20 protein-coding genes are annotated in these 19,551 nt (G+C 67.9%); 5 read left to right on the forward strand and 15 right to left on the reverse strand.

From position 1 onward, the window contains the following. Positions 1-63 precede the first annotated feature (63 nt). From ASE89_RS01770 to gyrB, 4 genes are all read left to right on the forward strand, one after another. The gene (locus ASE89_RS01770; protein WP_056673480.1) at positions 64-858 is read left to right on the forward strand and encodes a Coq4 family protein; all 795 of its coding nucleotides are present in this window, start codon (positions 64-66) and stop codon (positions 856-858) included. Positions 859-903: 45 nt separating this feature from the next. After that, a complete protein-coding gene (gene recF / locus ASE89_RS01775) occupies positions 904-2,028 on the forward strand; it encodes a DNA replication/repair protein RecF (RefSeq protein ID WP_056673483.1) in 1,125 nt (374 codons plus the stop codon). Between the two features lie 99 nt (positions 2,029-2,127). Continuing rightward, entirely contained in the window at positions 2,128-2,919 is a 792-nt protein-coding gene (locus ASE89_RS01780) for an OmpA family protein (RefSeq protein ID WP_236701586.1), read from the forward strand. A 267-nt stretch (positions 2,920-3,186) separates the two neighbouring features. Next, positions 3,187-5,718, forward strand: coding sequence for a DNA topoisomerase (ATP-hydrolyzing) subunit B (gene gyrB, locus ASE89_RS01785; protein WP_031440465.1), 2,532 nt, complete (start codon positions 3,187-3,189; stop codon positions 5,716-5,718). 53 nt (positions 5,719-5,771) lie between these two features. Here the strand turns inward: gyrB and ASE89_RS01790 are convergent, their stop codons facing one another. From ASE89_RS01790 to ASE89_RS01815, 6 genes are all read right to left on the reverse strand, one after another. Then, a complete protein-coding gene (locus tag ASE89_RS01790) occupies positions 5,772-6,833 on the reverse strand; it encodes a LuxR C-terminal-related transcriptional regulator (protein WP_056673488.1) in 1,062 nt (353 codons plus the stop codon). Positions 6,834-6,947: 114 nt separating this feature from the next. Next, positions 6,948-7,400: a Csu type fimbrial protein gene (locus ASE89_RS01795; RefSeq protein ID WP_082451185.1), complete on the reverse strand. Its 453-nt coding sequence runs from the start codon at positions 7,398-7,400 to the stop codon at positions 6,948-6,950. Then, positions 7,388-9,355, reverse strand: a complete 1,968-nt coding sequence (locus ASE89_RS01800; protein WP_056673495.1) for a fimbria/pilus outer membrane usher protein — start codon at positions 9,353-9,355, stop codon at positions 7,388-7,390. Before ASE89_RS01800 ends, ASE89_RS01795 begins: the two co-directional genes overlap by 13 nt. Beyond that, entirely contained in the window at positions 9,310-9,690 is a 381-nt protein-coding gene (locus ASE89_RS01805; RefSeq protein ID WP_056673498.1) for a hypothetical protein, read from the reverse strand. Before ASE89_RS01805 ends, ASE89_RS01800 begins: the two co-directional genes overlap by 46 nt. A 10-nt stretch (positions 9,691-9,700) precedes the next feature. Further along, positions 9,701-10,390, reverse strand: coding sequence for a fimbrial biogenesis chaperone (locus ASE89_RS01810; protein ID WP_056673501.1), 690 nt, complete (start codon positions 10,388-10,390; stop codon positions 9,701-9,703). A 66-nt stretch (positions 10,391-10,456) separates the two neighbouring features. Further along, entirely contained in the window at positions 10,457-10,972 is a 516-nt protein-coding gene (locus tag ASE89_RS01815) for a Csu type fimbrial protein (RefSeq protein ID WP_056673502.1), read from the reverse strand. A gap of 495 nt (positions 10,973-11,467) precedes the next feature. Between ASE89_RS01815 and msrB the strand changes: the two genes are divergently transcribed. Further along, a complete protein-coding gene (gene msrB, locus ASE89_RS01820; RefSeq protein WP_031440471.1) occupies positions 11,468-11,920 on the forward strand; it encodes a peptide-methionine (R)-S-oxide reductase MsrB in 453 nt (150 codons plus the stop codon). A gap of 40 nt (positions 11,921-11,960) precedes the next feature. On the opposite strand, the gene ASE89_RS01825 is transcribed toward msrB, so the two are convergent. From ASE89_RS01825 to ASE89_RS01865, 9 genes are all read right to left on the reverse strand, one after another. Then, positions 11,961-12,386, reverse strand: a complete 426-nt coding sequence (locus ASE89_RS01825; RefSeq protein ID WP_056673505.1) for an organic hydroperoxide resistance protein — start codon at positions 12,384-12,386, stop codon at positions 11,961-11,963. Between the two features lie 111 nt (positions 12,387-12,497). Further along, on the reverse strand, positions 12,498-13,529 hold the full coding sequence (locus ASE89_RS01830) for a sensor histidine kinase (protein ID WP_056673507.1): 1,032 nt from the start codon (positions 13,527-13,529) through the stop codon (positions 12,498-12,500). Further along, on the reverse strand, positions 13,530-13,973 hold the full coding sequence (locus tag ASE89_RS01835; RefSeq protein ID WP_031394819.1) for a response regulator: 444 nt from the start codon (positions 13,971-13,973) through the stop codon (positions 13,530-13,532). Further along, positions 13,970-15,478, reverse strand: a complete 1,509-nt coding sequence (locus tag ASE89_RS01840; protein WP_056673510.1) for a sensor histidine kinase — start codon at positions 15,476-15,478, stop codon at positions 13,970-13,972. The genes ASE89_RS01835 and ASE89_RS01840 overlap by 4 nt, the downstream gene beginning before the upstream one ends. Before the next feature lie 181 nt (positions 15,479-15,659). Next, positions 15,660-16,439, reverse strand: coding sequence for an exonuclease domain-containing protein (locus ASE89_RS01845; protein ID WP_042467016.1), 780 nt, complete (start codon positions 16,437-16,439; stop codon positions 15,660-15,662). A 27-nt stretch (positions 16,440-16,466) separates the two neighbouring features. Continuing rightward, positions 16,467-16,922 (reverse strand): PH domain-containing protein, encoded by a 456-nt coding sequence (locus tag ASE89_RS01850; protein ID WP_056673512.1) that lies wholly within the window; start codon positions 16,920-16,922, stop codon positions 16,467-16,469. A 79-nt stretch (positions 16,923-17,001) separates the two neighbouring features. Next, positions 17,002-18,369 carry a phosphoglucomutase/phosphomannomutase PgmG gene (gene pgmG, locus ASE89_RS01855; protein WP_056673515.1) on the reverse strand — a complete coding sequence of 456 codons (1,368 nt, stop codon included), beginning with the start codon at positions 18,367-18,369 and terminating at the stop codon, positions 17,002-17,004. A 16-nt stretch (positions 18,370-18,385) separates the two neighbouring features. Continuing rightward, positions 18,386-18,640 carry a molecular chaperone DnaJ gene (locus ASE89_RS01860; protein WP_056675144.1) on the reverse strand — a complete coding sequence of 85 codons (255 nt, stop codon included), beginning with the start codon at positions 18,638-18,640 and terminating at the stop codon, positions 18,386-18,388. Positions 18,641-18,674: 34 nt separating this feature from the next. Continuing rightward, complete coding sequence (locus tag ASE89_RS01865; RefSeq protein WP_056406822.1) at positions 18,675-19,529, reverse strand: division plane positioning ATPase MipZ; 855 nt, start codon at positions 19,527-19,529, stop codon at positions 18,675-18,677. Positions 19,530-19,551: the final 22 nt, after the last annotated feature.

Below are 19,551 nucleotides of genomic sequence, written 5' to 3' on the forward strand. Positions count from 1 at the left end.
TTTTTCGTTTGAAGGCTAGAGCGGATCTGATACTGACATTGCTGTTAGTAAGGAGTCGACTCGATGGCGAAGCTTCCTCCCTTTCCTGGTACGACCGGTCGTCGCGACTGGCGGACCGCGATGGATGCGATCCGGAAGCTCCTCGCCAATGGCGACGACACGACTCAGGTGTTCCGGATCATGCGCGCGCTGAACGTCGGCAACGCGCCGATGAACTATGCGCGGCTGATCGCGACCGAGCGGGGCGGGCGGATCGCCTATGAGCAGGTCGAGCTCGCACGGCGCTTCTCCGATCCGGCGTTCGTCGCGAGCTTTGCGCCCGGCACGGTCGGCGCGGCCTATCGCCATTTCCTCGAGACGACGGGTTATTCGGCGGACGGGCTGGTCGAGGTGTCGCGGCTGGTGCCGAGCGAGGACGATCTGGCGCATCCCTATGCGTGGTTCGGCCGGCGGGTGCGCGACACGCATGACATCTGGCACGTGCTGACCGGCTACAAGGCGGACGAGAGTCTCGGTGAGGCGGCGCTCGTCGCGTTCAGCTATGCGCAGGTCGGCGGGCTCGGCTGGGCGCTGATCGGGTCGGCGGCGGCGCTCAAGAGCCTCCGTGTGACCGGCAACGCCTTGTTCGCAAAGGCGGTCTGGGAAGGCTATCGCAATGGCCGCAAGGCAGAATGGATTTCGGGCGAGGATTATCTGACCCTGCTGCACGAGCCGCTTGATGCGGCACGCGCGCGGCTCGGTATCGCGACGCCGGTCGCCTATCTGCACGCACAACGCGAACTCGGTCCCGTGCTCGCCTCCTATCTGAGCGCGCAGAAGGCGGGAGCGGGCACCGGGCCCGAGCGGATCGCCGCCTGACGCGAAGGCTGACAGCGCACTTAGATTGCCGCTAAGGCCGGTGCGATGCTGTCGCGCCTCGTCCTCACCGATTTCCGCAATCATGCCGACCTGACGCTCCAGCCGGGGGCGGGGTTCGTGGTGCTGACCGGCGCGAACGGCGCGGGCAAGACCAATATCCTTGAGGCGGTCTCGCTGCTCGCCCCCGGCCGGGGGCTGCGCCGGGCGGCGCTCGGCGAGATGGCGCGGCAGGGCGGTGCGGGCGGTTTCGGCGTCGCAGCAACGCTCTGCCCCTCCGCGCGAGGTGAGACGTCCGTAGCTGGGGCCGAACGTGACCAATATGCCGACGCTGGTAGCCACATCGGCGATGTCGATATCGCGACCGGCGCGCTGACTTCGGCGCCTGAGCGCCGCATCGTCCGCGTCCAGGGTGCGACCACCACCGCCAATACGCTCGCCGAATGGCTGACGGTGTTGTGGCTCACCCCCGCGATGGACCGGCTGTTCGTCGCCCCCGCGGGCGAACGCCGCGGCTTTCTCGACCGGCTGACGCTCGCGCTCGCGTCAGGTCATGCGCATCATGCCGCGCGCTACGAGGCGGCGATGCGCGCGCGCAACCGGCTGCTCGGCGACGAAGGCCGTCCCGATGGCGACTGGCTGTCCGCGCTCGAGGCGCAGATGGCCGAGCATGGCGACGCGCTTGATGCCGCGCGGCGCGAAACGGTCGACCTGCTCGGCGCGCGGCTGGCGGGCGAGACGGACGGCGCATTTCCGCGGGCGGGGCTCGCGCTCGACGGCTGGGCCGGCGATGCCGCGCCGCTCGCGGTCGCGCTCGCCCAGGGTCGTGCGCGTGACGCCGCTGCCGGGCGGACCCTGGTCGGGCCGCACCGTGTCGACCTGATCGTCACGCACCACGACAAGGCACGCGCCGCGTCGCTCGCCTCGACCGGCGAGCAGAAGGCGCTGCTGCTCGGCATCGTCCTCGCGCATGCCGAGCTGGTCGCCGAGCGGACTGGCCAGCCGCCGGTCCTGCTGCTCGACGAGGTCGCGGCGCATCTCGATCCGGCGCGGCGTGCGGCGCTGTTCGACCGGCTGGCGGGGCGCGGGCAGGTGTGGATGACCGGCACCGAGGATGCGCTGTTCGATGCGATCGACGCGCAGGCGACGCGGATCGCGGTCGGGCCTGGCTGAACGCGCGCTGTCGATGCGCGTCACGAGGGGTTCAAGCGGGCGCGGGCACATCCCGGTCCATCGCGCCCCGGTCCATCACGGGGGCGACGGAGAGACATGATGAAGACGACTATCGCACGCGCCGCATTCGGACTGGTCATGATCGCGGCAACCACCGCACCGGCATTCGCGCAGGCGCGCTATGACATGAGCAACCCGCCCTGGTCGCGCCCCGGTTACAGGCTGGCGGGCGCCGGCGTGCCGATCCTGTTTCCCGAACTCCGCAATACCGCGCGGGGCCGTGCGTTCGTGATGCCCAATTTCGACGCGAACGGCGATGGCCGGATCAACCGGCAGGAAGCCGGTGACGCCAACCGCGAATTCGCCCGCATCGCCGGGCCGCGTCGCGACCGGTTCGACTGGGCCGCCTATGCCCGCGACCCGGGAGGCTATCGCGGCGACCGCGGCGGCGGCACCACTGTGGTCGAGACCACCACGACGTGGGACCGCGGCGCGATGCGCAACTACGGCTTCCGCCAGACGCCACGCGGCGCGACGCTGACCCTGCAGGAGGACGTGCTGTTCCGCACCGACAGCGCGGTGCTGCGCCCCGGGGCGATCGAGAAGCTGCGCCCGCTCGCGCGCTATCTGCGCGGCAATCCGGGGGTCCGCGTCGCAATCGACGGATTCACCGATTCGCGCGGGTCCGATGCGCACAACCAGGACCTGTCCGAGCGTCGCGCGGCGAGCGTCCGCCAGGCGTTCGACGACATGGATGTCGTCCGCGCACGCTTCAGCGTCGTCGGCCATGGCGAGCGCCAGCCGGTCGCGACCAACGCGACCGCCGCCGGCATGCGACTCAACCGCCGTGTCGAAGTGACCCTGCTCGGCCAACGCGCCGACCGCTTCTGACCACCAACTCCCTCTCCCCCGAGGGGAGAGGGGCAGGCCTGCCTCCACCACGCCGGCGAAGGCCGGGGCCCAGGTGGGGGACGTCATCTGACGGAAGGCGTCGCTGCGTTACGACCACCTTTCCAACTGGGCCCCGGCCTCCGCCGGGGAGGCGACGTGTTTGGAGCAAGGCCAGAGCCGAACGCGGTCCTACGCCTCACGACCCGACCCCCGGCCCCACAGGCCATTTCGCTTCCGTTTCGGGCGTGCGATGCCTATATGCTGGGCATGGCATCCAACCCTGAATCCAACAATCCCAACCTGCCCAACCAGGGCGACTATGGCGCAGACTCGATCAAGGTCCTCAAGGGCCTCGACGCGGTCCGCAAGCGCCCCGGCATGTATATCGGCGACACCGACGACGGATCGGGCCTCCACCACATGGTGTTCGAGGTCAGCGACAACGCGATCGACGAGGCGCTTGCCGGGCATTGCGATCGGATCGACATCGTCCTGAACGCCGACGGCTCGGTCAGCGTCACCGACAATGGCCGCGGCATCCCGACCGGCATCCACACCGAGGAAGGCGTGTCGGCGGCCGAGGTCATCATGACCCAGCTCCACGCCGGCGGTAAATTCGAGAACACCAGCGACGAGAACGCCTACAAGGTCTCGGGCGGCCTGCACGGCGTCGGCGTCTCGGTCGTCAACGCGCTCAGCGAATGGCTTGACCTGACGATCTGGCGCGACGGCAAGGAGCATTACATGCGCTTCGCGTTCGGCGACGCGGTGCTCCCGCTCAAGATCGTCGGCGACGCGGCCGAGGGCCAGAAGGGGACGCGCGTTACCTTCTTCCCGTCGCCCGCCACCTTCAAGATCACCGATTTCGACTTCGACAAGCTCGAGCACCGCTACCGCGAACTCGCCTTCCTCAATTCGGGCGTGCGCCTGTTCCTGACCGACGCACGGCACGAGGAACTGAAGACCGTCGAGCTCTATTACGAAGGCGGGATCGCCGCGTTCGTGAAGTATCTCGATCGCGCCAAGCTGCCGCTGATGCCCGAGCCGGTCGCGATTTCGGGCACGCGCGACGACGTCACGATGGACGTCGCGCTGCAGTGGAACGACTCCTATTACGAGAACGTCCTCGCCTTCACGAACAACATTCCGCAGCGCGACGGCGGCACGCACATGGCCGCGTTCCGCGCCGCGCTGACGCGCACGCTCAACAATTATGCCGAGAAGTCGGGCCTGTTGAAGAAGGAAAAGGTCCAGCTCACCGGCGAGGACATGCGCGAGGGGCTCACCGCGATCGTCTCGGTCAAGCTGCCCGACCCGAAGTTCAGCAGCCAGACCAAGGACAAGCTCGTTTCGTCCGAAGTCCGCCAGCCCTTGGAAAGCCTGATGGCCGACAAGATGGCCGAATGGCTCGAGGAGAACCCCGCGCACGGCAAGGCGATCGTCGCCAAGATCATCGACGCCGCCGCCGCGCGCGAAGCCGCCAAGCGCGCCCGCGAACTGACGCGCCGCAAGGGCGTGATGGACATCGCCTCGCTGCCCGGCAAGCTCGCCGACTGCCAGGAGCGCGATCCCGCCAAGTCCGAGCTGTTCCTGGTCGAGGGTGACTCGGCCGGCGGTTCGGCCAAGCAGGGCCGCGATCGCCATTTCCAGGCGATCCTCCCCCTGCGCGGCAAGATCCTCAACACCGAGCGCGCGCGCGAGGATCGCATGTTGTCGAGCCGCGAGATCGGCACGCTCATCACCGCGATGGGCACCGGCATCCGCGACGACTTCAACGCGGACAAGCTGCGCTATCACAAGATCGTCATCATGACCGACGCAGACGTCGACGGCGCGCACATCCGCACGCTGTTGCTGACGCTGTTCTACCGTCACATGCCCAAGATCATCGAGGGCGGCTATCTCTACATCGCGCAGCCGCCGCTCTACAAGGCGACCAAGGGCCGCTCCGAAATGTACCTGAAGGACGATGCCGCGCTCGACGAATATCTGGTCGATGCAGGCGTCGGATCGATGGTCCTCGAAGGGCCCGGCGGCGCCCGCTCGGGTCGCGACCTGAAGGATCTGGTCGATCACGCGCGCCGCATGCGCACGCTGATGCGCTACGTCCCCAAGCGCTATGACGCGGGCATGATCGAGGCGCTGGCGCTGGGCGGCGTGTTCGATCCCGAGGCGTCGGTCGCGGACCGCACGTCGCGGCTCGAGATCGTCACGCGTCGCCTCGAACTCGACGACGGCGATGCGCGCTGGACCGCCGAGCTGACGCAGGATGGCGGCATCCATTTCCAGCGTGCGTGGCGCGGGGTGACCGATCACCACATCATCGAGGCGAGCTTCCTCGTTTCGGCCGAGGCGCGCAAGCTGCACGCTTTGTCGGCCGAGCAGTCGGACAGCTATGCGCGCACCTCGAACCTCGTCCCCGCGAGCAAGGCGGCGCACGCCGACGAGCCCGAGGCGGAAGACGCCGCAGAGACCGGTGCCGGCGTGATCGGGTCCGCCACCGCGGTCGCGACGCGCGGCTCGACGCAGGTGTCGCGCCCGAGCCATCTGCTCGACGCGATCCTCGCCGCGGGCCGCAAGGGCCTCGCGATCCAGCGCTACAAGGGGCTGGGCGAGATGAACGCGGAACAGCTGTGGGAAACCACGCTCGATCCGTCGGTCCGCTCGATGCTGCGCGTGACCGCGGTCAATGCCGAGAGCGCGAACGAGATCTTCACGCAGCTGATGGGCGAAGTCGTCGAACCGCGGCGCGAGTTCATCCAGGACAACGCGCTTAACGTCGCCAATCTCGACGTCTAGGGCGCGTTTCGCTTCTCCGGACCGACGCGCAGGGATCGGCCGATCCCTGCGCGTCAGTCCGGTTCGGCAAGGCGTGGCGCGTCGGTCTTGCGGATGATCGCGCCGAAATGCGTCTGGCCGTCCTCGCGCCACATCGACAGCGACAGGGTGACGGCCAGTTTCGACCCGCCGCGGTGCGTCGCCTCGAGGGTGACGGTCGTCCCGACCAGATGTGCCGCGCCGCGGGCCGCGAGTTGCTGCAGGCTCAGGGCATTACCCCGTTCTCGCGGATCGATGATGGCGATCGTCTGCCCCAGAGCCTGGTCGGTGCTGAAACCGAACAGCGTCTCGCACGCCGCGTTCCAGACGATGATCCGGCCGTCATGATCCGCACATAGAATGCCATCGGGAGAGGTCGCGGCGAAATTGTCGAAGCGGGACCGGCCCGGGTCGGGCAGCTGTGGCACGTGGTTCGCCAGCGGCGACCCCTCACGCAGGCTGCGCGCGAGTTCGGGGGTGTCGAGCCAGCGTTCGCGGGGGGCAAGCCCGCCATCGACCGCGACATAGACCATCTCCGCCACGCTGCTGACGTTCAGCTTGCGCAGCGCCTGCGCGCGATGCCCCTCGACCGTACGCGGGCTGATCGCCATCGCCTGCGCGATCGCCTTGTTCGTCTGGCCGACGATCATCGCGCGCACGACATTGCGCTCGCGCTCGGTCAGCAGGTCGAGACGCGCGCGCGCCGCGCCGCGCTGCAGCGTCCAGTTCACCAGCGTCGCGACCCGTTCGAACGCGCGGTCCAGCGCCGCCGCCAGCGTTTCGGGCTCGAGCGGCATGTCGAGCACCTCGGTCGCGCCCAGTTTCATCGCCTCGACGGTGACCGTCGCATCGGTCCGCGCCGTGATCGCGATCGCCGGCCAGCGGATGTCGCGCAGCGCCAGCGCGGAGAGCAGCCCCAGGCCGTGCGCCGGCGGCGTCCGCAGTTCGATCAGGATCGGCGCAGACTTGAGCGTCGGCAATTGCTCGAGGAACAGGTCGGCATGGGCAAAGGGCCAGACCGTGATGCCCGACGGCTTCAGACAGGCCTGCAGATGCCGCCGCGTGCCGCTGTCGTCGTCGATGACGTATAGGATCATGGCTGCTCCGGTCGGTGGCGGTGCCAGGGGCCCGAAAATGGTGCCGCGGCCGGGACGATGAAATTCGGCGTTACACGGTAAAGTTTAAGAGTTCGAGGGGGCTGTCGCGGGCGTTCAATAGGTGATGCTGACCCAGAGGATGTCGCTGTAGGATCCCGGCTTCAGCTGCGTCTGGCGGGCCGGTGCGCGGGCATAGACGGGAATCGCGGTGCTGGTCGCGACCGCGGTGCTGCTGACGGTGCTGCTGCCATTGGTGCCGTCGCCCCAGACCCTGGAGTGCGCAGGATCGATATAGAGATTGTAGAGCAGCGCCTGGGCGCCGCCGGTCATGCTCCGCGCGCCATAGTCGCCATTGCCCGGGCCGATCGCGATGACGACGCTGGTCTCGACGTCGCAGCTGATCGCGATGCTGGTGACGGCATCCTGTGGCGCCGATGCGAACGGATCATAGCGGCCCAGACTCAGTTGCTGCGGGCTGACGCTGCAACTGGCCGCCGATGCCGGCGCCGCCAGTATCAGGAACGCAAACGCGACGGTGGTCGCGCTGCGACCGATCATGAGGTGCATGTGAAGGTTCCGAGATCGGGTTGGGTCTGTCCGGCGGGGACGAAGTCGAAGGCGAAAGCGCACCCGCCGCCGGCAAAGGTGGCGGATACGCGATTGCGCGTGGCCAGCCCGGTCAGATAGGCGTCGCCGCCGGGCGCCAGCAGAAAGGCTTCGCCCGCGCCGTTCAGGTGAAGCACGGTGCCGGCGGGAAGCGGGTTGCCGTCCGCACCGACCACCCGGAGCCGCGCATCGCTTGCGGCGCGCGCGCCGAACCGTACTGCGACGCCGCTGCGATCATAGGGCCGCACCGTACGCTTGGTCTCGTCGATGATCGCGTCGAGCGGCAGGTCCTCGGCCTCGATCCGGATATGATTGTCCTGAAACGGCAGCAGCCGCGGGATGACCAGCACGCCCGCCGCGTTCGTGCGGCCGACCAGCTGGTTGTCCGAATAGACGCGGACATTGGCGTAGGGGCCGACACGCACGGTCCCGAAGCTCTGCTCGATCCGGCGTGCGGCGAACACCGCGCCATCGACCGTCGCGACCGATCCGACCAGCTGCAGCCGCCCGCCCGACGCCCCGTTCAGCCGGGTCACCTGCGCATCGATACGGCCGATGCCGCTCTGGGCATTGACCTCTGCATCAAGCCGCTCGATCGCCCCGGTTTCCGCCTGCAGCCGGTATCCGACGCCGTCTCCATAAGGGAGGTTGCGTTGCAGCGTCGTCGTCGCGCCCAGTTCGCCGTCGCGCAGCTGCACGCCGGCGGTGGCGCTCGTCCGCTGGCCGAACGGGACGGTGAGGCGGAACTGCACCGTCGTGTCGCGCGCGCCGGCAAAGCTCCGGCTCGCATTGAGGCTGAGCGCGCCGATCCGACGGAGCCGCATCGACGCATTGGCATTGCCCGACAGGATATCGCCCCGCTGGTCACGGCTGCGGCGCCACAGGACCGAAGCGGTGACCGATCCATAGGGCGTGGGCGTGCCGATAAAGCCGGTCACCGTGCTGCGCGCGCGTCGATAGGCTGTCGAATCGCCGACCGTCGCATAGTCCGCGGTGGTGATCTCGCCATTGCCGCCCAGCGACAGGCCGCGCGTCTGGCGTTCGAACCCGATCCCGAACAGGCCGCCGCCGCCTCGGTCCGAATGGCTGCCCGCGGCCGAGAGCGAGAAGATCCCGACCGCGGGCCACAAGGCGCTGACCTGCATGCTGGTCGCCTGCATCTTGCGGGTGGTTTCGCCATGCGCCTCGACCGTCAGCCGCTCGGTCACGCCGTAGCGATGCGTCGCCGACAGGATCGGCGTGCCATAGTCGAAGCTCGCCCGCGTGAAATTGCGGCGCAACACGCCGATCTCGTACGAGAAATCATGCAGCCCCCGGCGGAGGATCTGCGGCGCGGCATAATAGGATTGCGTCACCCGCGTCTCGCGACCCAGCGCGTCACGCACCACCAGCTGGATATCGCCGCTGCCATTGACCACCGGGACGTCGGTCAGCGCGAACGGTCCGGACGCGACCGTCTGGCGGTTCTGGAGGATGTTGTTGACATAGAGGTCGACGACCGAGGGGACGGCCGCGCTGCCGTTCAGCGTCGGCAGCGCCATCGTCAGATAGCCCGGCTGCGTCGCGAAATTGGTCGCGAGCTGAAGGCCCGCGAACCGCAGCGCGCCGGTTCCGGTGCTGCCGCGCGTCACGCCGTCGCCGATCCGCAGCGATCGCAGCCGCGCCGGGTCGTCGATCGTCCAGTTGGTATCCAGCCTGACGAGGCTGCGCCGTCCGTCGCCACTATTCCCCGTGCCAGCGATGAAGCCCGTCCCCATCGTCCCCGCGCCGCTGAACGCGCCCAGCTCGAACAGACCGTCGAGCGAGGACGCGCCTGACGCGGTCTGTGCGGACAGGTCGTAATTGAGGAAGCCGCCGATCCCGCTGCGCGTCATCGGCCCGTCGGTCCGGCCCGACAGCAGCGCGCTCGACGGCATGAACAATGCGCCGGCGCGGTGATCGACAACGTCTGCGTCGCATCGTCGAGGCCGGCGACGAGTCCTTCCGCCGTGTCGAGCCGAAGATAGGTCTCGCCCTCGAACAGCCGCGTATCGTCCTCTTTCAGCACCAGCCGCCAGGCGAGCGCCGCGTCTCCGGTGACGTACAGCGCATCCGCATCGTACAGCACCCAGACCGGATCGGGCTGATCGATGCCGTTGATCCGGATCGCGAGCAACGCCAGACGCAGGTCCGCCGGCGCCGCGGCCTGCCCCGCAGCCGGGATGGGCGCGGGGTCGGCAGCGATGCCGGGCGAACCCGCGGCCAGAAGCACGATTGCCAGACTAGCGCGCGGCCAGATTCGCCGTGACTTCGTGCTCGCCATCGGCGGTGCGGATCGCGAGCGTCAGCGGCGTCCCGGTCGTGAGTTCGGGGTGCTTGCCGATCTCCCATTGGCGCATGCTCTGCGGCAGGACGACGCCCATCGCGTTGCTCAACACGGTCGATGTGCCGCCCGTCCCCGTCCCCGTCCGATGTGCGATGCCGGTGACCTGCGCGATGGCGCCGCCGGTGTTGCGCGCCTCGAGCACGATGTCGCCGGCCGGACGCCGCCAGGCGGTCCAGGCGACGTCAGCCTTGGCGGCCGGATCGGCGACGATATAGAGCGGCAGGTTCAGCTTGACCGCGATGCGCACGCCGTTCGCTGTCGCCGGCCCGGGGATCTCCCGCAGCATCACGCGATAGGCGGCATTGGGCACGCGGTGCCGCACGCCGATGCGGACGAGTTGCGGCGCCCGCGTCGCGGCGGTGAAGATGGGTGGCGACGCGATCAGGTCGTCGGTCGGCGTATAGACGTCCTTGCCGTCAACCTGGGTCCAGCGAAAGGCGGACACCCGGATCGATACCGGTACATCCTCGCCATTGGTGATGGTCAGCGATCCGATCGGGCGGTTGGCGGGCAGGGTGAGCGTGACCGGGCTGACGCGGAAGTTGCTCGCGACCGCATCGCCGGGCAGGGCGATGGCGGCGGCCATGCAAAGACCGGCCGCCGTGAGGCGACCGGTCTGCAAGAGGCTTATAAAGCGCATTGCTTGAAGAGCTTAGTAGTTAACCGTGACCTGGACGACATCCGCATAGGTTCCTGCTGGTATGCCCGTCTGGCCAGCCGGGATGCTGCCGGCCAGCACGATCGGCACAATGGCGCCGGTGCCGGTGATCGGCAAGGTGCCGCCCGTGCCATCACCCCATGGGCTGGTCGTGGTGTTGTCATTGTACAGGACGTAGTTCAGCGGCTGGCCGCCCCCGGCGGTCGAGGTCATCCCGCGCAAGGCCATCGTTGCGCCGGTGCCGGTGCCGATATCTGCCGTTGCGGTCCATCCTGTGTCCATCGTGCACATGACGTTCAGACCACCGGTGCCCGCATGCGCGGCGCCATCGGTCACATCGGCGCCGCCGAACTGCAGAGCGGTCGAGGTGACCACGCAGCTCTCGGTGACTTCAGCGTTGGCGGCGATCGTCGTGCCGGTGGTCTGCGCCGATGCCGGAAGGCCGACGAAAGCGGTCAGGCCGAGCGCGGACGCCAGCGCGAATTGGACGCGCATGTTGTTGATAGCCATTGGTAATTCCCAGGACTGGGCGCAGCAGGACATACCTTGCGCCACTCATGTCAAGCCGTATCTGTCATCAAGAGGCTTCTTGAAAACATGCCGCCTCATCGATGCAGTTATACGCCAATGGCATTGCGAAGACCTGAACAAATGTACAATATTTCCCACGTAGATCTACGCGGACATGCATGCTCTTGACTTGGGATGGTCGTCGATCATCGCCGTACATCATGGCGCATCATGGTAAACGGAATGAGATTGGATGGTTAATACTAGATGAAAGGCTGAATGCTGGCAAGGCGTGCCGTGCGCAGGGGCGCCACATGCCCCGGGATTGCGAAGATCGCGGCCCGGGCACCGGCTCATCAGGCTGGCCTTCACCGTCGCGCGGCCATTCCTATAGCGCCAATGCCCCCTATATCCCGTCGGCACCCTGCTGACCGGACGCAGCTTTCGCGCATCCCGGCCGGCCAACCGACGCGGATCGCCGCGTGAGAGGACAGCATGACAGAGTATAAGAAGACCGACGCCGCGCTCGCCAAGCTGACGCCCGAGCAATATTACGTCACGCAGGAAAGCGGCACCGAGCGGCCCGGGACGGGATCCTATCTCAACACCCGCGAACCCGGGCTCTATGTCGACATCGTCTCGGGCGAACCGCTGTTCGCGTCGGCCGACAAGTTTGATTCGCATTGCGGCTGGCCGAGCTTCACCAAGCCGATCACCCCCGCGCATGTCGCCGAACTGCATGACCGCAGCCATGGCATGGTCCGCACCGAGGTCCGCTCGGCAGGCGCGGACAGCCATCTGGGGCATGTCTTCGAGGACGGGCCGCGCGACCGCGGCGGGCTGCGCTACTGCATCAACTCGGCCGCACTCCGCTTCGTCCCGCGCGACGCGATGGAAGCCGAGGGTTATGCGGACTATCTCGACCAGGTCGACGCCGCAGGCGCGTGACGGAACGGCCGGCCGCTCGCGCGGCCGGCCACCCCGTGGGTCAGGCGAGCGTCAGGCCGACATCGACATTGCCGCGCGTGGCGTTCGAATAGGGGCAGATCTGGTGCGCGGTATCGACCAGCTTCTGCGCCTGCTCGCGGTCGAGACCCGGCAGCGCGACGGTCAGATCGGTGGTGATGCCGAACCCGCCCGCACTGCGCGGACCGATGCCGACCTTGGCGGTCACCGACACATCGTCGGGCAGCTTCACCTTCAGCTGCTGTCCGGCGACCTTCAGCGCGCCGATGAAGCAGGCCGAATAGCCCGCCGCGAATAGCTGTTCCGGGTTGCTTCCGTCACCACCGGCGCCACCAAGCTCCTTGGGCGTCGACAGGGCCACCGCGAACCGGCCGTCCTCCGACCGTGCCTCACCGTCACGACCGCCAGTGGCGGTTGCCGTGGTGCTGTATTTCACATCGACCGACATGCTGAATCTCCTATTTGCTTATCGCGATAACTAAATAGGAGCGCGGGTCGCCGCTGTCCAGAGCCGCCCGCTCGGACCAGCATCGACAATCCTGCTCGCAACTGACGGCGGTCAGCGCACCTCGGCGCGGAGCGTCGCGCGCACGCCGCGATGCGCGCGGTCATATTCGACGATCGAATGCAGGCTCTGCGCCATCGCGCGGATCAGCTTGGTGCCGAGCCCCGTACCGCGGGGCGTGGCATCGGCGGGCATGCCGCAGCCATCGTCCTCGACCGCCAGCAGGAACTGGCCGTCATCGGTCTGCGACAGCGTCACGCGGACCTCGCCCGATCCCGCGGGATAGGCGTATTTGCAGGCATTGGTGACCAGTTCGGTGACGATGACGCCCAGCGACACCGCACGGTCGGTCGCCAGCCGGATCGGTTCGGCGACCAGCCGCAACGCGCGTGGCAGCGCCTCGCTCGACCAGGTCTCGGCCAGTTCGTCGACCAGCGCGCCGAGATATTCGCGCATGTCGACGCTCTCGACATCGTTGCTCGTATACAGGCGGCGATGGACCTGCGCGATCGCCTGGATCCGCCGCTGCGTATCCTCAAGCGCCTCGCGCGCGGCCGGGTCGGTGAGCGCGCCAGCCTGCAGGCTGACCATCGCCGAGACCAGCTGCAGCGAATTGGCGACGCGGTGGTTCACCTCGCCGAGCAGCGCCTCGAGCCGCGCATTGGTCGCGCGCAGATCGGCCTCGGCGACGGCCTTGGCCTGTTGCAGCACCGATCGCGCGCCGACCTGTTCGAACGCCGCATCGAGCAGCTCGAAAAACTCCTCGCCGACGGTCTTCACGACATAGTCGGCCGCGCCCGCCTTCAGCGCGGCGACCGCGATCCGTCCCTCGTCTGACCCGGTGACATAGACGACGGGCGGCGCATCGGGCAGCGCGCGCAGCACGTTCAGCGTCTCGAGCCCGTCCATCCCGGGCATGTAATGATCGACCGCGATCAGGTCATACGGTTCGGCGCGCGCCATCGCGATGCCGTCCGCGCCCGATTCGGCCAGCGTCATATGATACCCGCGACGCTCCATCGCGCGCCCGACCAGCCGCCGGATACCCGCATCGTCATCGATATAGAGAACGCGTTTGCCGGTCATTCAACTCTCGGCCGAGGGGACCTGGATCACCGACAGGAACAGGCCGAGCTGGCGGATCGCCTGGGCAAAGCTCTCATAATTCACCGGCTTGGTGATATAGACGTTGCAGCCGAGATCATAGCAGCGCTGGATCTCGACCTTGTCGTCGGTGGTCGTCAGCACGACGACGGGCGCGCGTCGGAGCGGGCTGCCCTCCGCCTTGATCCGCGCGAGGATGTCGGTGCCGCTCATGTCGGGCAGGTTGAGGTCGAGCAGGATCAGCGCAGGGCCGCTCTTGGCCGGACCGTCGGCCGCATCGAACAGGAAGTCGAGCGCGGTCGTGCCATCGGTGAAATGGCGGATATCGTTGAGGATGCCCGCACGACGGATGTTCTTCTCGATAAGGCGCGCATGGCCCTCGTCGTCCTCGATCATCACGATGCCGACGGATTTGTGATCGTTCATGCCACGGGATCCTGTAACCTGAGGTCGAAGGGAAGGTTGAGCCGGAAGGTCGCGCCTTCGCCGAGCGTCGAGACCACGTCGATCGTTCCGCCCAGCCGATAAGCCAGCGCGCGGACATGCGCGAGGCCGATGCCCTCGCCGGGCTGGTCCTGCGGCCCGGCACGGCGGAACAGGTCGAAGACGCGCTGGTGATCGCCCGGCGCGATCCCGCGGCCATTGTCGATGACCGACAGGATCACGCGATTGCGCTCGCGCGTGCCGGCAAGCCGGATCACGCCCGGCCGTCCGGGCTGAAGATATTTGGTCGCATTCTCGATCAGGTTCGACAGGATCTGTTCGAGCGCGAGCCGGTCGGTGACGAGTGCGGGCAGGGGGCGGTCGATCGTCACAGTCGCGCCGCGATCGTCGATCAGGTGCTGAATCGACGCGACGATCGCGTCGCCGACGGCGGCCGGGTCGACCGGTTCGGGGGTGATCGACCGCCGCCCCTCGCGCGACAGCTTCAGGATCGCGTTGATCAGCCGGTCCATCTTCTGAGTCGAGGCGCGGATGAAGCCGATCGCCTCGGGCAGGTCCTCGCGCGCCGCGATCCGCGCCTCGGGCGTGACGATCTCCGGCGCGATCGCCTCCGCCCGATCGATCAGCGCCGCCAGCGGTGCGGCGGCCTCGGCCAGCTCCGCGGTGAAGCCCATCACGTTGACGAGCGGCGAGCGCAGGTCGTGGCTGACAATATAGGCGAAACGCTGAATCTCGTCATTCGCCCGGCTGAGATCCGCGGTCCGTTCGACCACCTGATCCTCGAGCGTCTCGTTCAGCAGATGCAGCCGGTCGCGCGACGCGCCGAGATCGGCGGTGTAGCGCCGGATCACCAGGATCGCGAGGATCGCCACGACGAGCAGCAGCAACGCCGCGAGGCCCGCCACCGACAGGAACAGCATGTTCGACCGCTGCTGGCGGTCACTGCGGATCTCGAGCAGGCGAACTTCCTCGGCCGCCATCGCCCGCAGCCGGTAGCGGATGCTGCGCATCAGCGGGACGCTCGCATCGACCGCGAACCGGCGTTGCGCCTCGCCGATCCGGCCCGCGTCGACCAGCGCGATCGACTGCGTCCGCAGGCTGCGCAACTGGCCCACCCGCGGTTCGATCAGGTCGAGCCGCGCGGTCTGGCGTGGATTGTCGTGAGTCGAGGAGCGCAGCGCCGTCAGCGCCGGCGCGAGCCGTTGGGCCGTCGTCTCATAGGCCGTCGAGAACAGGGGCAGGCCGGTCAGAAGATAGCCGCGCCGCGCGGTTTCCGACTGCTCCATCTCGACCTGCAACGTGGCGATCGCCTGGCGGACGTCCTGCGTATGAAGAATATCGGCGGTGTAGCGCGCGTTACGCACCGTGATCCAGCCGATCGCGACCGCGGCAGCGGCCAGCGCGACGAAGCCGAGCGTCATGAACGCGACCAGCCAGCGGGCGATGCGCCCTTCCGACTGGGGAAGTTTCAAGCTGATACGCGCCATATGCGACCCGTCTAGGATACCGCCTATCGTTACGCCAGCGATACTGACGGACGGCGGCCGGATAGAGCAGTCGTTGAGGGCATTGTCGACCGGGCAGGTGACAACGGGACAGGCCCGGCAGGATCGGGCCAGCGCTTGCGTCGACGCCGCTACGACTTAGGTGCTATCGAAGTCATTGGTTCTAAAGCAACAGTTCCTGCGCGCTTGCCTTGCCGACACGGCCGCCACCACTGCGCCGATCCATCTCATGATTGGCGGTGAAGCGGATATCGGGATCGCGATCGGTCAGGAAGGCCATCAGGGTCTCGTGATCCAGTTCGGACCATTCCTTGCCGCGGTCGGGACCATAGCGCACGCGCGGGATGAGCCCGGGATCGCGCGACCATTCGATCAGCTGCGCCAGGCTCGCCTCGTTGAGCATGTCGCGCAGATGGAAGGCGGTGACATAGGCGTCGGGGAAGGCACGATGCGCGGGCAGGCCGCGCTCATGCTCCATCCCCGCGGGCTTGCGCCAATAGCGCAGCACCTGGTTCGAGAAGCTCGGCGAATCGGGCCACAGCCGCAGCGCGCATTTCCAGGTACAGATCCATTCGGCATCGCGGGTCAGCGCGGGGGTACAGAATTTCTGTTCGAAATCGGCACGGTGCGCGGCCAGCGCGAGCCGTCGCGGCCAGGGATCGAGCACTTGGCGCGCGCAATCATGCCACCAGGGCGCATCGGCGACATGCTCGTCGAGAATATGGTGGATCGCCTGCGTCACCGGCGGGATCAGCCGGCCCGGATTGACCAGCAGACTGCCGCCCTCGCCGTAGATTTCCCAGCGCCCGTCCTCGCCCAGCGCGACGTCCTGCCAGCCGATCTCGCACACGCCGTGCGCGGGGGGAGCCGATCCGGTGGTCTCGAGGTCGATGACCCGGATCATCTGCGGCTGGGGTTTGGGCTTTGCATAAGATGGCGCCATGACTGCCATGTGGGGACAAAAGCGCGGCTAATCCAGCGCGTATGCACCATCCCGGTCGATATCGACCTCGCGCACGCCGCGCCGCTGGCGCGCACGGTCGACGAGCGTGCGCAGCCCTTCGCGCCGGTCGCGCGCCATCGGCACGTCGCGCAGGACGAATTCGCCGCCGCCGGTCGTGCGATCGGTCGACGTCAGCACGATCGTGCCGATGTCGGTCATCTGGTTGAGCAGCGAATAGCCGAGCCGGACGTCCTTGATCCGGTAGAGCTCGATCTCGTCGATCGTCTTGAACAGGATGCCGCGCTTCACGATCAGCCGCTGGTCGGTGACCTCGAAGGTCGTGCTCCGGTTCCGGAGCCACCGCAGCCCGATCAGCACGAAGCCCACGCCGACCAGGCAGGCCAGCAGCGTTCCCCAGCCGGCAAAGCTGCCGAGCAGCCAGCGGCGCGTGCTGGACCGGAATTCGTCGATGGGTCGCTCCACGCGGCACTCCTTGGGATGTTGGCGGAGGGTAGGGTAGCGCGGCCCCGAGTCAATCGCCGCGCGCGGGGTGGCAGGCGGATCAGGCCCGCGTCACGCCGCAGGCCGCGAGATGCGCGTCGACGGCCGCGAGCAGGCTGGCAAGCGCGTCGGCGGTGCGTGCCTCGGCGCGCACCGTCAGCATCGCCTGCGTGTTCGACGCGCGCAGCAGCCACCAGCCCTCGGGCGTGGTGACGCGCGCGCCATCGGTCAGGTCGACCACCGCGCCGTCGCGCGCCAGCCGTGCGACGACTGCGTCCACCACCGCGAACTTCTCCGCGTCGTCGACCGGGAAGCGCAGATCGGGCGTCGCGACCAGCGCCGGCATCGCATCGTGCAGCGCGGTCAGCGACTGTCCCGACAGATGCACCGCGCGAATGAGGCGGACCGCGGCATAGGCGGCGTCGTCGAACCCGTAATAGTCGCCCGCGAAGAACAGGTGCCCGCTCAGTTCGCCGCCGAGCGGGGCGCCGGTGCGCGTCATCGCGGTCTTCATCAGGCTGTGCCCGGTCGGCGCCATCACCGCCTTGCCGCCAAGCGCGGTGATCCGGTCGAACAGCGCCTGGGATGACTTCACGTCCGCGACGATCGCTGCGCCGGGATGCTCGCGCAGCGCGGGCTCAATTAAGATGGACAGGATCTGATCCCCCCAGATCACCCGCCCCAGCGCATCGACGGCGCCGATCCGGTCGCCATCGCCGTCAAAGGCCAGTCCGAAGTCGAGGTTGTTTTCCGTGACGAGCTGTTTCAGATCGGCAAGGTTCGATTCTTCGGTAGGATCTGGATGATGATTGGGAAAATTGCCGTCGACTTCGGCGAAGATCACATGATGCTCACCCGGGAGGAGCTTGACCAGCGCCTCGATCACCGGGCCCGCGGCGCCGTTGCCCGTATCCCAGCCGATCCGGAAGGCGCCGCCGGCATAGCCCGCCATCAGCCGGCCGACATAGGCGTCGCGCAGGTCGGCGGTGGTGACCACGCCGGCGCCTTCGCTCCACGCGCCCGACGCGGCAAGCGCGGCAAGATCCTGGATGTCGTCACCGAAAAATGGGGCGTGACGCAATACCATCTTGAAGCCGTTATACTCGGCGGGATTATGGCTGCCGGTTACGTGGATGCCGCCATCCACTTCTAGCGTCGCCTCGACATAATAGAGCATCGGCGACGGGCCGAGACCGATCCGGACGACGTCGACACCGCCCGCGACCAGCCCCGCGACGAGCGCCGCCTCGAGCGCAGGGGAGGACAGGCGACCGTCATAGCCGACCGCCACGCGGGTGCCGCCGATGCCGCGCACGCGCGTCGCGAACCCCCGGCCGATCGCGGTGGCGTCCGCGGGGCCAAGGCTTTTGCCGACGATCCCGCGAACGTCATATTCGCGCAGCGCGCTGGGGTCGAACTGATGCGTCATACGTCTCTGTGTCGGCTTATCGCGTGCGTTTGAGCAGCAGGTCGCGCGCGGCGTTCACCCGCCGCGTCAGGTCGGTCGAGCCGCCGCGGTCGGGATGGACCGAGGCGATCAGCCGCCGGTGCGCGCCACGGATCGCATCGGCGTCCGCGTACGCGTCGATCCCCAGGATCGCGCGCGCTTCCGCCTCGTCGGTCACCACGCGCTGTTTCGGCTTGGGGCGCAGATACCGCCAGGCCAGCCAGATCAGCAGTGCGGTGGCGATCCACGTCACGCCGCGGCCCTGCGGCGGACCGTGGTGCGGTCCGTCATGCAGCGACATCCGACACGGGGCCGGGCGACGACGGCGCGGCGGCGCGCGGCGCGGTTTCGGCGACCAGCTCGGGCAGCTGCAGCGCCGCCATCATCTCGCGCAGTTCCTGGCGCGCGGCGACGTGTGCCAGCCCCATGCCGCCGAATTCCTTCGCATCGATCATCGTCAGCCCGGCGGGGAACATCTCGCGGTAGATGACGCGCTCGCCGAGCCCCGGGATGATCCGGAATCCGACCCGCTTCGACAGCTGGACCAGCGCATCCGAGACGCGACGCATGTTGCGCGCCTCGATATGCTGGAGGCGGTTGCGCAGCACGACCCAGTCGATCGTCGTCCCGTCCGCGCGGGCGCGCTGCTTGCGCGCATCCCAGATCAGCTCGGAATAGAAACTCGGCCGCGTCACCTGGAAGGTTTCGGGATCGACCTGCCCGATCAGATCGAAATCGACGAAGCTGTCGTTCATCGGCGTGACCAGCGTGTTCGAGAGCGCGGCGGCGGTGCGCGCAAACGGATCGTCGCGGCCGGGCGTGTCGACGACGAGGAAATCCGAGTCCGCGCACAGCGAATGCCACAGATCCTCGAACTGGTCCTCGGTCTGCGCCGACAGCGTCGCGTGACGCGGCATCGGCAGCGCGGAGCCGGTGCGCTTGATCGTCTCGGCGCGGTTGTCGAGATAGCGGCCGACGGTGCGCTGGCGGTGGTCCAGGTCGAGACAGGCGACCCGCGCGCCCCTGGCGGCCAGCGCGATCGCGACATGGACCGCGGTCGTCGATTTGCCCGTGCCGCCCTTCTCGTTGGCGAACACGATGACGTGCGTCGAAGCGTGAGGGGAATCCGGGCCCGTGGCCAACGCGCGTTTCCTTATTGATCGT

It is taken from the genome of Sphingomonas sp. Leaf30 (assembly GCF_001422525.1).
In the GTDB taxonomy this organism is placed as follows: Bacteria; Pseudomonadota; Alphaproteobacteria; order Sphingomonadales; family Sphingomonadaceae; genus Sphingomonas; species Sphingomonas aerolata.